The 12788-nt window shown below is 65.8% G+C and carries 12 protein-coding genes and 1 pseudogene; 3 read left to right on the top strand and 10 right to left on the bottom strand.

The window, feature by feature from the left end; all coding sequences use genetic code 11:
- Nucleotide 1: 1 nt before the first annotated feature.
- Genes Q0263_RS03455 through Q0263_RS03440 form a run of 4 tightly spaced genes read right to left on the bottom strand, consistent with a single transcriptional unit; the run spans nt 2 to nt 2997 of the window.
- A complete protein-coding gene (locus tag Q0263_RS03455) occupies nt 2-730 on the bottom strand; it encodes an amino acid ABC transporter ATP-binding protein (RefSeq protein WP_298013337.1) in 729 nt (242 codons plus the stop codon).
- Complete coding sequence (locus tag Q0263_RS03450) at nt 714-1364, bottom strand: amino acid ABC transporter permease (RefSeq protein WP_298013335.1); 651 nt, start codon at nt 1362-1364, stop codon at nt 714-716. The genes Q0263_RS03455 and Q0263_RS03450 overlap by 17 nt, the downstream gene beginning before the upstream one ends.
- 9 nt (nt 1365-1373) lie before the next feature.
- Nucleotides 1374-2135 carry an amino acid ABC transporter permease gene (locus tag Q0263_RS03445; RefSeq protein WP_298013334.1) on the bottom strand — a complete coding sequence of 254 codons (762 nt, stop codon included), beginning with the start codon at nt 2133-2135 and terminating at the stop codon, nt 1374-1376.
- Between the two features lie 40 nt (nt 2136-2175).
- Nucleotides 2176-2997, bottom strand: coding sequence for an NAD(P)-dependent oxidoreductase (locus Q0263_RS03440; RefSeq protein ID WP_298013332.1), 822 nt, complete (start codon nt 2995-2997; stop codon nt 2176-2178).
- Between the two features lie 227 nt (nt 2998-3224).
- On the opposite strand from Q0263_RS03440, the gene kdgD (Q0263_RS03435) reads away from it, so the two are divergent.
- A complete protein-coding gene (kdgD, locus tag Q0263_RS03435) occupies nt 3225-4136 on the top strand; it encodes a 5-dehydro-4-deoxyglucarate dehydratase (RefSeq protein ID WP_298013330.1) in 912 nt (303 codons plus the stop codon).
- A 56-nt stretch (nt 4137-4192) separates the two neighbouring features.
- Here kdgD (Q0263_RS03435) and Q0263_RS03430 read toward each other — a convergent pair whose 3' ends face one another.
- The 6 genes and pseudogenes from Q0263_RS03430 to Q0263_RS03405 form a co-directional block, all read right to left on the bottom strand.
- Nucleotides 4193-5101, bottom strand: a complete 909-nt coding sequence (locus Q0263_RS03430; RefSeq protein WP_298013328.1) for a DMT family transporter — start codon at nt 5099-5101, stop codon at nt 4193-4195.
- A 72-nt stretch (nt 5102-5173) separates the two neighbouring features.
- Entirely contained in the window at nt 5174-6085 is a 912-nt protein-coding gene (locus tag Q0263_RS03425) for an SMP-30/gluconolactonase/LRE family protein (protein WP_298013392.1), read from the bottom strand.
- A gap of 15 nt (nt 6086-6100) precedes the next feature.
- Nucleotides 6101-6916, bottom strand: a pseudogene (locus Q0263_RS03420) (NAD(P)-dependent oxidoreductase); the annotation flags it as partial.
- Nucleotides 6917-6929: 13 nt separating this feature from the next.
- Nucleotides 6930-7835: a 5-dehydro-4-deoxyglucarate dehydratase gene (gene kdgD, locus Q0263_RS03415; protein WP_298013326.1), complete on the bottom strand. Its 906-nt coding sequence runs from the start codon at nt 7833-7835 to the stop codon at nt 6930-6932.
- 241 nt (nt 7836-8076) lie between these two features.
- Nucleotides 8077-8811, bottom strand: a complete 735-nt coding sequence (locus Q0263_RS03410) for a FadR/GntR family transcriptional regulator (RefSeq protein ID WP_298013325.1) — start codon at nt 8809-8811, stop codon at nt 8077-8079.
- A 70-nt stretch (nt 8812-8881) separates the two neighbouring features.
- Complete coding sequence (locus Q0263_RS03405; RefSeq protein WP_298013323.1) at nt 8882-10156, bottom strand: glucarate dehydratase family protein; 1275 nt, start codon at nt 10154-10156, stop codon at nt 8882-8884.
- A 271-nt stretch (nt 10157-10427) separates the two neighbouring features.
- Here Q0263_RS03405 and Q0263_RS03400 point away from each other — a divergent pair, with 271 nt between their 5' ends.
- Together Q0263_RS03400 and Q0263_RS03395 are read left to right on the top strand one after the other, a co-directional pair.
- Nucleotides 10428-11627 (top strand): mandelate racemase/muconate lactonizing enzyme family protein, encoded by a 1200-nt coding sequence (locus Q0263_RS03400; protein WP_298013321.1) that lies wholly within the window; start codon nt 10428-10430, stop codon nt 11625-11627.
- 73 nt (nt 11628-11700) lie between these two features.
- Entirely contained in the window at nt 11701-12678 is a 978-nt protein-coding gene (locus Q0263_RS03395; protein ID WP_298013319.1) for a tripartite tricarboxylate transporter substrate binding protein, read from the top strand.
- Nucleotides 12679-12788 lie beyond the last annotated feature (110 nt).

Raw genomic sequence — 12788 nt, 5'->3', positions numbered from 1 at the left:
TTTATAGGCCGTTGCCTATGAAATCCTGCAGTTCCTGGGTGGCGGGATTGACCAGGATGTCCGGGCCGCCGGCTTCCCAGACCTGCCCTTCGTGCATGAAGATGATCTTGTCCGCCACGCGCCGGGCGAAGGCCATCTCGTGCGTCACCAGCACCATCGTCATCCCGCCCTCGGCCAGTTTCTCGATGACCTTGAGGACTTCTCCGGTCAGCTTCGGATCCAGCGCGGACGTGACCTCGTCGAACAGCATGACCTGCGGTTCCATGGCCAGCGACCGGGCGATGGCGACCCGCTGCTGCTGCCCGCCCGACAGCTGTTCCGGATAGCTGTCGTACTTTTCCAGCAGGCCCACGGTTTCCAGCACGGCGCGCGCGCGTTCTTCCGCCGCCTTGCGCGACAGCTTGCGCACGTGCCTGAGCGCCAGGGTGATGTTGTGGCCGACCGTCAGGTGGGGAAAGAGGTTGTAGCTCTGGAACACGATGCCGACGTCCTTGCGCAGCTGTTCCAGATCGACCTTGCCGCCGCCGAGCTGGTGGCCGCACACCTGGATGGCGCCGTCATCGATGGTTTCCAGGCGGTCCATGCACCGCAGCGCGGTGCTCTTCCCGGACCCGCTCTGGCCGATGATCGCGACGACCTGCCCCCGGGTGATGTCAAAGGTCACGCCCTTGAGCACCTGGTTCTGGCCGAAACTCTTGTGGACGTTCTGGAGGCTAACGACGACTGACATTCAACTTCCTTTCCATGGCCCGGCTCCACTTCGACAAGGGGTAGCACAGTAAAAAGTAGAAACCGCCGACCAGCGCGAACACCAGGAACGGCTGGAACAGCGAGTTGTTGATGATCTGGCCCGCGCGGGTCAGTTCGACGAAGCCGACCACGGACGCCAGCGAGGTGGACTTGAGCACCTGCACCAGGAAGCCGACCGTCGCCGGCAGCGACAGGCGCACGGCCTGCGGAATCACCACCAGGATCAGCGACTGCCAGCGCGACAGGCCCAGGCATTCGGCGGCTTCCCACTGGATCTTTTCGATCGATTCCACGCTGCCGCGCCAGATCTCGCCCAGGAAGGCGCTGACGTAGACCATCAGGGCGATGCCCGCCGCGGCCAGCGGCGGCACGTCGATGCCGAAGATGCCCACGCCGAAATAGACGATGAACAGCAGGACCAGCAGGGGAATGCCCTGGATGCCCTGGATGAACACGGCCGCGATGGCCCGGACGACGCCGAAGCGCGACACCCGCGCCAGCATGACCCCGAACCCTCCGACGGATCCCAGGACGAAGGACAGGGCCGACAGCACCAGGGTCCAGCCCAGGCCCTTGAGCAGGTAGACGAATTGCACGAAGGTGAAATGATCCATGAAGGCCTCCTAGGCAGCCGACCGGCGGGCGGTCGCCGAAGGCGGGGTCTTGCGGCGCGCATCGTCGCGCGGGCCCGCCGATGCGGCGCGGGCCGCCCGCGCGACGACGCGGCGCCTGCGGAACAGGAGCGTGCCGCCCAGCCAGAACAGCGCCTTCAGGATGACGGCCAGCACGAGATACAGGCCGGCGACGACGATATAGGTTTCCAGCGACAGGAAGGTGATCGACTGGATGTTGTTGGCCGCCCCCGTCAGTTCCTCGGCGGAAATCTGCGAGGTCACGGACGACATCAGCATCATCAGCACGAACTGGCTGGTGATGGACGGGTAGACCTTTTCAAAGGCGGGCAGCATGACGACATGCCAATAGATGCGGGGGCGCGACAGGCCCAGGCATTCGGCGGCCTCGACCTGGCCCGGCGGCACGGCGTCCATGCCGGCGCGGATGATCTCCGCCGAATAGGCGCCCACGTTGATGACCATGGTGATCACCGCCGCCACGGCCGCCGGCATGGTGTAGCCCAGGCTGGACAGGCCGAAATAGAAGATGAAGATCTGCACCAGGAACGGCGTGTTGCGCACGGTTTCTATGTAGACGCCGCACAGGCCCGACAGCCAGCGCCGGCTGCCGCGCCGCCCGATCGCGCACAGAATGCCCAGGATCAGGCCGAACACGGTCGAGGCCAGCGTCAGTTCCAGGGTGGTGATCGCGCCGTCCAGGAACATCTGCCAATAAGGCGCCAATCCTGAAAAATCGAAGGTGTAACGCACACTGAGCCTCGTGTCTGGCGTGATGATGAATGGCAGCCCGTCAGCCGGGCGTCTTGACGGGGTCGAACGGCCCCTGGACGGTGAAGACGCCGCCCTGCCAGACCATGGACGGATCGTCGGCCGCCGGCATGGGCTGGCGTTCGATCTGGTCGCGGAAATGTTCCGAGCTGTCCTGCGGCGCATAGCCCAGATGAGCGGCCCGCGCGTTGTCCCACCAGACTTCCTTGTTCGCCGACATGCCGAAGGCGATGGTGTGGCCGATGCCGGGCGTGAACAGGCCGCGGCGGATCAGTTCCGTCAGGTCCCGACCGCTGAGCCACGTATGCATCATCCGGCGGTCCTTGGGTTCCGGAAACGAAGAGCCGATGCGGATGGTCAGCGTCTCGATCCCGTAGCGGTCGTGATAGAAGCTGGCCATGCCTTCGCCATAGACCTTCGACAGGCCGTAGTAGCCGTCCGGACGGGTGGGCATCGTGGCGTCCAGGTGTTCGGACTGGCGGTAGAAGCCGACCGCATGGACGGAACTGGCGTAGATGACCCGGCGCACGCCGTGGCGCCGCGCCGCTTCGTAGATGTGGAACACGCCCTTGATGTTGGCTTCGAGGATTTCTTCGAAAGGACGCTCGACCGACACCCCGCCCATGTGGACGATGGCGTCGCAGCCCCGCACCAGTTCATCGACGGCTTGCCGGTCGGCCAGGTCGCACAGGCGCGTTTCCTCGTTCGCCTGAGGGTCGCCCAGGGGCTGCACGTCCGAAAGGCGCAGGATGTCCGCCATGGGCTTGAGCGTATCCCGCAGGACCCGCCCCAGCCCGCCGGCGGCGCCGGTCAGCAACAGTCGTTCGAACTTGTGTTCAGCCACATTCTTCTCCACATGAATCGCGGCCATATTGTGATATGTTGTCGTATAACTAGAAATCCGCAATTACCCTAGGAATTTCCTGAAGCTGAACGGAATATAAAGGAATACAAAGGTAACCATGGATCCGTTTTCCGCGTTGATTCATTCCAGATCATGTTGTATGATGACGTATGACTAAAAATGAAAGCGAAGGTCAATCCACGCTTTCGCCACCAGAGGACGTGCTCATGATCTCGTGCCAGGAACTCAAGGACATAATGAACGACGGGCTGCTGTCGTTTCCCGTCACCGACTTCGACGCCAACGGCGACTTCGACCCCAAGGGCTATCAGGCCCGCCTGGAATGGCTGATGCCCTTTGGCGCACGCGCCCTGTTCGCCGCCGGGGGCACAGGGGAATACTTCTCGCTGACCCTGGACGATTACTCCAAGGTCGTGGAAACGGCCGTCAGGACCTGTCAGAACCACACGCCCATCCTGGCCGGGGCAGGCGGCCCCACGCGCAACGCCATCGCCTTCGCCCGCGAAGCCCAGCGCCAGGGCGCCGCCGGTCTGCTGCTGATGCCCCACTACCTGACCGAAGCTCCGCAAGACGGCATCGCCCGCCACGTCAAGGAAGTCTGCCAGTCCGTGGAGATCGGCGTGGTCCTCTACAACCGCGGCCAGTGCCGCCTGTCGGCCGACGTGCTCGAACAGCTCGCCGAGGAATGCCCCAACCTGATCGGCTTCAAGGACGGGGTGGGCGACATCGAGAACATGGTGCGGGTGCGCCGGCGCCTGGGCGATCGCTTCGCCTACCTGGGCGGGCTGCCCACGGCCGAGGTCTTCGCCGCGGCCTATCGCGCCCTGGGCGTGCCGGTGTATTCCTCGGCGGTGTTCAACTTCATCCCGGCCACCGCCATGAAGTTCTACGAGGCCGTCAAGGCGGGCGACCAGGCCACCACCGGCCACCTGCTGGACACGTTCTTTCTGCCGATGCTGGAGATCCGCAACCGCAAGGCCGGCTATGCTGTCAGCATCGTCAAGGCGGGCGCGCGCATCGTCGGCCACTCCGCCGGGCCCGTGCGCGCCCCCCTGGCCGAACTGAGCCCCCAGGAAGAAGCCGAACTACGCGCGCTCATTGAGGCGCTGCCCGCGTAACATCAGCGCCGCCGCCAGGCGCAACGACGAAACGGCCCCGAGGGGCCGTTTCCCGTTCAGGCGCGGCGCGAATACGCCAGCATCACGATGCTGCCCAGCACGACCGCGCCGCCCAGCAGCTGCATGCCGCCGAAGACCTGGTCCAGCATCAGCCAGGCGAACAGCAGGCTGGCCACCGGCTCGATGTTCATGACCGGCGCATTGCGCGCCATGTTCAGGCGCGGCACGCAAATGAACAGCACGGAAAAGGCCGTCGCGTACAGGACCGACAAGGCCAGCAGCGCCAGCCATCCCGAGCCGCTGGCGGGCGGGTTCATCCCGCCGGGCACCAGGCCGGCCGCGCCGGCCAGCAGCATGCCGCAGAACACGATCACGATCGTATAAAGGCTGCGCACGGCCCCCGGCAAAGCGCTCAGGCGATGTTCCGTGATCCACAGGCCGCACGCGAACAGGCAGGCGCCCGCGAACGCGAAACCCACGCCCAGCCGCCAGGCGGGCGTGATCCGCCCCGAGGACGAGAGCCAGGCCGGCAGGTCCAGCACCAGCACCAGTCCGCACAGAATCACCCCCATCAGGACGCAGGCCCGCCGGGTGGGCGGCGGGCCGCCCAGCAGCCAGGTCAGCAGGGCCAGGAGAATCGGAAAGGTGTTGCCGATCAAGAGCGCCAGCGCGACCGGGATGCGCGCCACGGCGGAATACAGGCACAGGCTCTGGAGCGCGATCAGCAGGCCCAGGATGATCTGCCACTTCGCCAGCCCGGGCGCCAGCCGCAGGCGCGGCTGCTGCCACAGCACGAACGCCACCAGGGCCAGCAAGGCCAGGCCGGATCGGCACAGGACGGCCAGCAGCAAGCCTGCCTGATCATCGAACGCCAGGCGGGCCGCCACGTGATTCGCGGCGAACAGCGAACCCACCGTCAATAAAACGGCAACCGCCGTGCGGTGCGGCAAGGAAGAAGACTGCATGCAAAAACTCCAACCCCACCGACAGGACAGCCGCCGCTCGGGCGGCTCACGAGGGAACGCAGGCTACAGGGATCATGAAATGATACAGGCAGATTCCGCCACCCCGCGCACTCCCGGGTTCAGGGCGAACACGGCGCCGTCCAGCGCCTGCGGCGCCGCATCGGGCAGGCGGATGGAGGTGACGAACAGAATGTCCAGGTCCTTGCCGCCGAACGCGCACATGGCGGGCTTGGCCACCGGTACGCGCAGGCTGCGATCCAGCCGGCCCTCCGGCGTGTAGCGGTGCACCAGGCCCGCGTCGTTGCCGCAGATCCAGTAGCAGCCGTCGGCGTCGATGGCCGCGCCGTCCGGCCGGCCGCCGGCCAGCTTCTCGATGAACAGCCGGCGATTGCCGGGCACGCCCCGCTCGATGTCGTAATCGAAGGCCCAGACGCGCTGCTGTTGCGGATGCGAGTCGGACAGGTACATCGTCCTGCCGTCGGGACTGAAGGCCAGGCCGTTGGGCACGAGCATGCCGTCGAACACCTGTTCGAGGCGCAATCCGGCCCCCCTGCCCGTCAGGCGGTACAGCGCGCCGACGGCGGCGGGCCGGGACATGTCGGACAGCATGGTGCCGGCCCAGAGGCGCCCCTGCCGGTCGCAGCGCCCGTCGTTGAAGCGCATCCCGGCCCGCGCATGCGGAGCCAGGACCAGCCTTTCGGCGGCCAGCGTCTGGTCCTGGCCCGGCGTCAGGCGATAGATGCCGTCCTCCATGCCGCCCACCCAGCCGCCCGACGGCAGCGCCGCGATGCAGCTCAATTGCTGGTTCGCGCGCCAACTGGCGTGCTGCTGATCGGACGGACGCCAGCGATGCAGGACGCCCGCCGGGATGTCCACCCAGTACAGGGCCTGCTCGCCCGCATGCCAGACCGGGCTTTCCCCGGTCTGGTTGCGCAGCTGCAGCACCAGTTCCGCATCCCCCGCGGAACGGGTGGCGCGCCGCACGGGCGGGGTTTTCTCGTAAGGTCCCGCCGCGGTGAACGCCCCGCCCTGATAGACGGCATCGGGATCATCGGCGGCAAGCTCGGGCTGGCGCTCGACTTCGTCGCGATAGGTCTCGGAGCTGTCCTGCGGCTGATAGCCCAGAACCGCCGCGCCGCTGTTGTCCCACCAGACGTCCCGATTGTCCGATACCCCGTAGACGACGGTATGGCCGACCCCGGGCGTGAACAGGCCGCGGCGCACCAGTTCCGTCAGGTCCCGGTAGCTGAGCCAGGTGTGCATCATCCGGCGGTTGCGCGGCTGGGGGAAGGAGGAGCCGATCCGCATGCTGACGGTCTCGATGCCGTAGCGGTCGTGGTAGAAATTCGCCAGATCCTCGCCGAAGGATTTGGACAGGCCGTAATAGCCGTCGGGCCGGCGCGGGGAACGATCATCCAGGCGCACGCCCTGTTTGTGAAAGCCGATGACGTGGTTGGAACTGGCGAACACGATCCGCCGCACGCCATGGCGGCGCGCCGCCTCGTACAGGTGGTACGTGCCCCGGATGTTGGCCTCGATGATCTCCTCGAAGGGCCGCTCGACCGAGACCCCGCCCAGATGCACGACGGCATCCACGCCGTCGAGCAAGGCGTCCACCGCGTCCTTGTCGGCGAGATCGCAGGAAACGACTTCCTCGTGTTCGCCGGCGGCGGGCGCCATGCTGGCGATGTCGGACAGGCGCAGCACCCGCGCGTAGGGCCGCAGCGTTTCGCGCAGGACCTTGCCCAGGCCCCCCGCCGCGCCGGTCAGCAGGATCCGGTCATAGGTTCGAGCGCTTCCAGAGTCCACGGTCATGGGCGCGCTCCGTTCACAACGCTTCGATAAGGTCGCGCAGGGCGCCTTCTTCCTGGGCGCTCAGCTCGGCCAGGGGGGCGCGCACGGGCCCGGCGGAGTGGCCGACAATGCGCGCGCCCGCCTTGACGATGCTGACAGCATAGCCGGCCTTGCGGTTGCGGATCTCCAGCATCGGCAGAAAGAACGTGTCCAGCAGGTGGCCGGTGGTGGCCTGGTCGCCCGCCTTGACGGCCTCGTAGAACTTCATGGCGGTGGCCGGGATGAAGTTGAACACCGCCGAGGAATACACCGGCACGCCCAGGGCGCGATAGGCCGCGGCGAAGACCTCGGCCGTGGGCAGCCCGCCCAGGTAGGCGAAGCGATCGCCCAGGCGCCGGCGCACCCGCACCATGTTCTCGATGTCGCCCACCCCGTCCTTGAAGCCGATCAGGTTGGGGCATTCCTCGGCGAGCTGTTCGAGCACGTCGGCCGACAGGCGGCACTGGCCGCGGTTGTAGAGGACCACGCCGATCTCCACGGACTGGCAGACTTCCTTGACGTGGCGGGCGATGCCGTCTTGCGGAGCTTCGGTCAGGTAGTGGGGCATCAGCAGCAGACCGGCGGCGCCCTGGCGCTGGGCTTCGCGGGCGAAGGCGATGGCGTTGCGCGTGGGGCCGCCTGCCCCGGCCAGGATGGGCGTGTGGTTCTGACAGGTCCTGACGGCCGTTTCCACGACCTTGGAGTAATCGTCCAGGGTCAGCGAGAAGTATTCCCCTGTGCCCCCGGCGGCGAACAGGGCGCGTGCGCCAAAGGGCATCAGCCATTCCAGGCGGGCCTGATAGCCCTTGGGGTCGAAGTCGCCGTTGGCGTCGAAGTCGGTGACGGGAAACGACAGCAGCCCGTCGTTCATTATGTCCTTGAGTTCCTGGCACGAGATCATGAGCACGTCCTCTGGTGGCGAAAGCGCGGACTGACCCTCGCTTCCCATATTTAGATATACGTTATCATACAACGTAGGCATTCAAGGGGCAATGAAAAGCGGGCCGGAAGACTCGGTGTTTCTACTGATCCGGATCTTCGAAGACAGGACACGGCGGCGCCCGGTGCGGCAGGCGCACTGATCACAGGTATGACGACATGAGGGATCCACCATCCGGCCGGCAGCGCCGGATGATGCCGGGTCAGCCCTTCCGGGCGACGGTTTCCTGAGCCTTGCGCAACCGTTCGCGGCTGTTGGCCAGGTGGGTGCGCATGGCCGCCCGCGCGGCGTCCGGGTCCTTGCGGGCGATGGCGTTGAAAATGTCCTCGTGTTCGAGGTGGACGCGTTCCAGATAGCGGACGCGGTCGTCGTCCGCCAGCGCGGCGGAATCCACCCGGGTGCGCGGAATGATCGCCTTCCCCAGCTGCTTCAGGATGTCGTGGAAATAGCGGTTGCCGGTCGCCGTGGCCACCAGCAGGTGAAAGGCCACGTCCGACACCACGGCATTGCCGGTTTTCTTGCGGATGTGCTCGGCGAATTCGTCCAGCGTCGCGCGCAGCTGCTGCATGTGGGCATCGGTGCGCCGCAGGGCGGCCAGGCCGGCGGCCTCGGTTTCCAGGCTGATGCGCAATTCCAGGATCGCCATGACGTCCAGCATGGTCAGGATGTTTTCCGTGCGGATGCGCAGTTGCTGCTCGTTCTGCGGTTCCAGCAGGAACGTGCCGATGCCATGTCGGGTTTCCACCAGACCGGCGGCCTGCAGCCTGGAAATGGCCTCGCGGATGACCGTGCGGCTCACGCCGAAGGCTTCCATCAATTCGGATTCCGTCGGCAGCTTCTCTCCCACATGGAATTCGCCATTGCGGATGCGTTCGGACAACGACGACACCACATTCTGGGTCAAGCTGCGAGAACGCCGAACGGTAGCAGGTGCCATGGTGGGATCACATTGGGTTAGAGAACTGTCATCATACTTCAAGCCCGTCGAACGCCCTCGAAAAAACCGTCTAAAAACGCGGGGCCTTGCCTGTCCAGTCGGGCTGGTATTTGCGCATCTGGGCCGCATCGTTGCGGGACCGGATTCCGCAGTCCAGGTATTGCCGGTGCAGCCGCGCCAGCGCGTCCTGATCGATCTCCAGGCCCAGGCCGGGAGCATCCCCCAGCACGATCGCGCCGTCGTGAAACCGCAGGTGCCCGCCGGCCACGACCTCTCCCTCGGGATCCAGCCAGGGGTAATGCGTATCGCAGGCATAGCTGAGCAGGGGCACGCTGGCCGCCACGTGCGCCATCGCCATCAGGCTGATCCCCAGATGGGAATTGGAATGCATGGACAGCCCCAGGCCGAAGGTCTCGCACATGCGCGCCAGCAGCTGGGTGTCGCGCAGGCCGCCCCAGTAATGGTGGTCGGACAGGATGATCTGGCACCCATGCGCCGTCGTGTTGGCGCGGAACTGGGCCAGGTCCGTGACCACCATGTTGGTGGCCAGCGGCAGGCCCGTGGCCTGATGCAGGGCGGCCATGTCGGCCAACGTGGGGCACGGGTCCTCGTAGTATTCCAGCAGGCCGTCCAGCTGCTTGCCCATCTCGATGGCGGTATCCAGAGCCCAATTGCCATTGGGGTCGATGCGCAGCGGCATGCCCGGGAATCGTTCGGCCAGCGCCCGGACGCAGGCGACTTCTTCCTGGGGAGGCAGCACCCCGCCCTTCAGCTTGATGCTCTTGAAGCCGTACCGGGCGGTCATGGTTTCCGCCTGGGCGACCAATTGCGCCGGCGTCAGGGCCTCGCCCCAGGCATCGTCCGGATAGTCGGCATCCACGTGCCGCGCATACTTGAAAAACAGATAGGCGCTGAACGGCACCGCGTCGCGCACCCGCCCGCCCAGCAGATCGACCAGCGGCATGCCCAGGTAGCGGGCCTGCAGATCCAGGAAGGCGACTTCGAAAGCGGAATACAGTTTCTGGACGTTCTTGGCCGGGTCCGTGCCGGGCGCCAGGGTGAAAGCCGCGCCGGCGCTGACGCGCGTCTGGCTGACCACCTGTTCCACACGCCGGCGCAGACCGTTCAGATCGAAGGGGTCCATGCCGGCCAGCAGGGGCGCCAGCGCCTGCAGCAGCTCCAGCACCGAGGCGTCGCCATAGGATTCCCCCAGTCCGATATGTCCGGTATCGCTTTCCAGTTCGATGATGGAACGCAGGGCATAGGGTTCGTGGATGCCGGCCGCGTTCAGCAGCGGCGGATCCTTGAAGGCGATGGGGGTGATTTTGGCTGACAGCAAGCGCATGATCGGTCCGAAGGGAATGGAGGAAGCGGAATCCGGGTCTGGAAATCGTTAGATGTATGACATGTGAACTGTATATCACCCGATGCCGATTGCTTATCAGGGAATTCCCCTAAAATTTTTCTCAATTAACAAAACAATCATATATATCAGCCATTTAATCAAATCACATCGGGCGAAAATCCGCTCCCTGGCGATTCGGGAACGCCTCGCTATTGTCCAAACAAAAAACTAGTTATACGATGACATATAAAGAGTGATGAGATCCTGTCGAATGCCTGTTTCCCAGCCCATGACGACCGTCATCCCCGCCACACCGCCCTGCGCCGCGCCCGCCGGCCCGCATGACACGATCCGCGCGGCGCGGATATCGCTCATCCGGCTGCCCCTGCCGCGTCCCATCAGCGACGCCAAGGTCCTGGCCGGGCGGCAGAAGCCCCTGACGGACGTCGCCCTGGTGGTCGCGCAGCTGCGGACCCGGGACGGCCTCGAGGGCCTGGGGTTCAGCTACGCCTTGCGCACCGGGGGCCCCGCCCTGTATGAACTCGTCCGCGAAATCGCGCCGTTGCTGATCGGCGAACGAAGCGACGACATCCCCGCCCTCTGGGACAAGCTGGCCTGGGCATTGGCATCGATCGGGCAAAGCGGGCTGGCCATGCACGCCATCGCCCCGTTCGACATCGCCTTGTGGGACATCCGGGCCCGGCGGGCGAACCAGCCGCTGTCCCGGCACCTGGGGGCCCGCCGCGATTCGATACCGGTCTACAACACCTCGGGCGGCTATCTGTCCACGCCGCTGGACCAGGTGCTGGACAACATCGACGCGTCGCTGGCGGCGGGAATCGGCGGCATCAAGATCAAGGTCGGCCAGCCCGATCTGGACGAGGACGTGCGGCGCCTGAGCGCGATCAAGGCCAGGCTGGGCGACACTGTCCCCCTGATGGTGGACGCCAACCAGCAGTGGGATCGCGCCGCCGCGCTGCGGGCCAGCCAAAGACTGGCCCCCTTCGGCCTGACCTGGATCGAGGAACCCCTGAACGCCTACGACCACCAGGGCTACGCCGAACTGGCGGCCGCCAGCGCCGCCCCGCTGTCCACCGGGGAAATGCTCAGCAGCCTGAGGGAACACGAAGCCCTGCTGAACCGCTGCCCCATCGCCTTCCTGCAGCCCGACGCAGCCCGCATCGGCGGCGTCACGCCGTTCCTGCGGGTCATGGATCTGGCCGCGCGGCGTGGCCTGGGCCTGGCCCCGCATTTCGTCATGGAAATCCACGTGCATCTGGCGGCCGCCTATCCCCACGACAACACGCCCTGGATCGAGCACTTCGACTGGCTGCGCCCCGTGTTCAACGAAGGCCCCGACATCCGCGAAGGCCGCATCCGGGTCCCCGCCCTGCCGGGGCTGGGGCTCGGCCTGAGCGAACAGGCCGCCCGCTGGACGATCGCGCAATCGGACTGCAGGCAGCCGCCGTGACCCCGTCCCTCATCACCCGCGGGAGTTTCCTTTCCACCACCCGAAGCAACAGACGCCACATCAAGGAGAAGACATGAAACCCTTTCGACATCCTGCCCTGAGCGCCCTGGCCATCACCCTGACGGCCGCCCTGCCGCTGGCATCCCAGGCCGCCGACGCCGCATGGCCCAGCAAACCTGTCCAGGTCGTCGTCCCGGCCGGCGCCGGCGGCGATACCGACTTCAACGCCCGCACCATGGCCCGGTACTTCGAAAAGCTGACCGGCGCCACCATGATCGTCACCAACATGAACGGCGGCGGCGGCACGATCGCCATGAACAAGGTGGAAACCGCCAAGCCGGACGGCAACACGCTGCTGTTCGCCCACACGGGCCAGTTGATCGTCAACGAGGTCTCCGGCCTGATCAACTACAAGTTCGACGACAAGCTGGAGATCTCGTGCATCCCCGCCGTCGACAAGAGCGTCGTCCTGGTCGCCGGCAAAGAATCGGGCCTGAAGACGGTCGGCGACATCGTCAAGAAATCCAAGGCCGCGCCGAATTCGGTGATCTACGGCACGGAATTCGGCGGGTTTTCCCACCTGCAGGGGCTGATGTTCCAGAAGGCCGCGGGCATCCAGATGAAGTTCGTGGACGTCGGCTCGGCGTCGGACAAGATCACGTCCCTGCTGGGGGGACGAATCGCCCTGGCCTCGATCTCCTACGGCGCGGTCCAGGACTACCAGAAGACCGGCGACATGGCCATGGTGGCCCAGTACAGCAGCACGCCGAACCCGCTGCTGGGCGACATCAAGACCTTCGACGATCAAGGCATCAAGCTGGACATGACCAAGCCCTACATCATCGCCTTCCCCAAGGGCACCGATCCGGCGATCGTCAAGAAAATGTCGGACGTCATGGAAAAGATCACCCAGGATCCGGACTACGCCAAGGCCCTGAAGGACGGCTTCAAGCAGCCCGTCACCTTCTATCCGACGCAAGCCGCCGTGCAGAAGCTCAACGAGATCCGCACGGACCTGATGCAGTACAAGGATCTGCTGCGCCAGCGCTGATCCGCATCCCGCCCCCTCGTCCCCGGCCCGCCGTCCCGGCGCGGCAGGGGCCGGGGTCCCGGGGGACCGGCCGTCGCCGCCTCCGGGGCTCTTCTTTCTGATAGTGGAAT

This window comes from uncultured Castellaniella sp., assembly GCF_937988725.1.
In the GTDB taxonomy this organism is placed as follows: domain Bacteria; phylum Pseudomonadota; class Gammaproteobacteria; order Burkholderiales; family Burkholderiaceae_B; genus Castellaniella.
Note: the sequence above shows the minus strand (reverse complement) of the source record. Positions and strands in the feature narration are given on the sequence as shown.

What these genes read in the sequence shown, in the direction of transcription:
- Q0263_RS03430 (WP_298013328.1), bottom strand. Translation starts at nt 5,101, where the DNA reads ATGCAGTCTTCTTCCTTGCCGCACCGCACGGCGGTTGCCGTTTTATTG.
- kdgD (WP_298013326.1), bottom strand. Translation starts at nt 7,835, where the DNA reads ATGATCTCGTGCCAGGAACTCAAGGACATAATGAACGACGGGCTGCTG.
- Q0263_RS03450 (WP_298013335.1), bottom strand. Translation starts at nt 1,364, where the DNA reads ATGGATCATTTCACCTTCGTGCAATTCGTCTACCTGCTCAAGGGCCTG.
- Q0263_RS03410 (WP_298013325.1), bottom strand. Translation starts at nt 8,811, where the DNA reads ATGGCACCTGCTACCGTTCGGCGTTCTCGCAGCTTGACCCAGAATGTG.
- Q0263_RS03400 (WP_298013321.1), top strand. Translation starts at nt 10,428, where the DNA reads ATGCCTGTTTCCCAGCCCATGACGACCGTCATCCCCGCCACACCGCCC.
- Q0263_RS03405 (WP_298013323.1), bottom strand. Translation starts at nt 10,156, where the DNA reads ATGCGCTTGCTGTCAGCCAAAATCACCCCCATCGCCTTCAAGGATCCG.
- Q0263_RS03455 (WP_298013337.1), bottom strand. Translation starts at nt 730, where the DNA reads ATGTCAGTCGTCGTTAGCCTCCAGAACGTCCACAAGAGTTTCGGCCAG.
- Q0263_RS03395 (WP_298013319.1), top strand. Translation starts at nt 11,701, where the DNA reads ATGAAACCCTTTCGACATCCTGCCCTGAGCGCCCTGGCCATCACCCTG.
- kdgD (WP_298013330.1), top strand. Translation starts at nt 3,225, where the DNA reads ATGATCTCGTGCCAGGAACTCAAGGACATAATGAACGACGGGCTGCTG.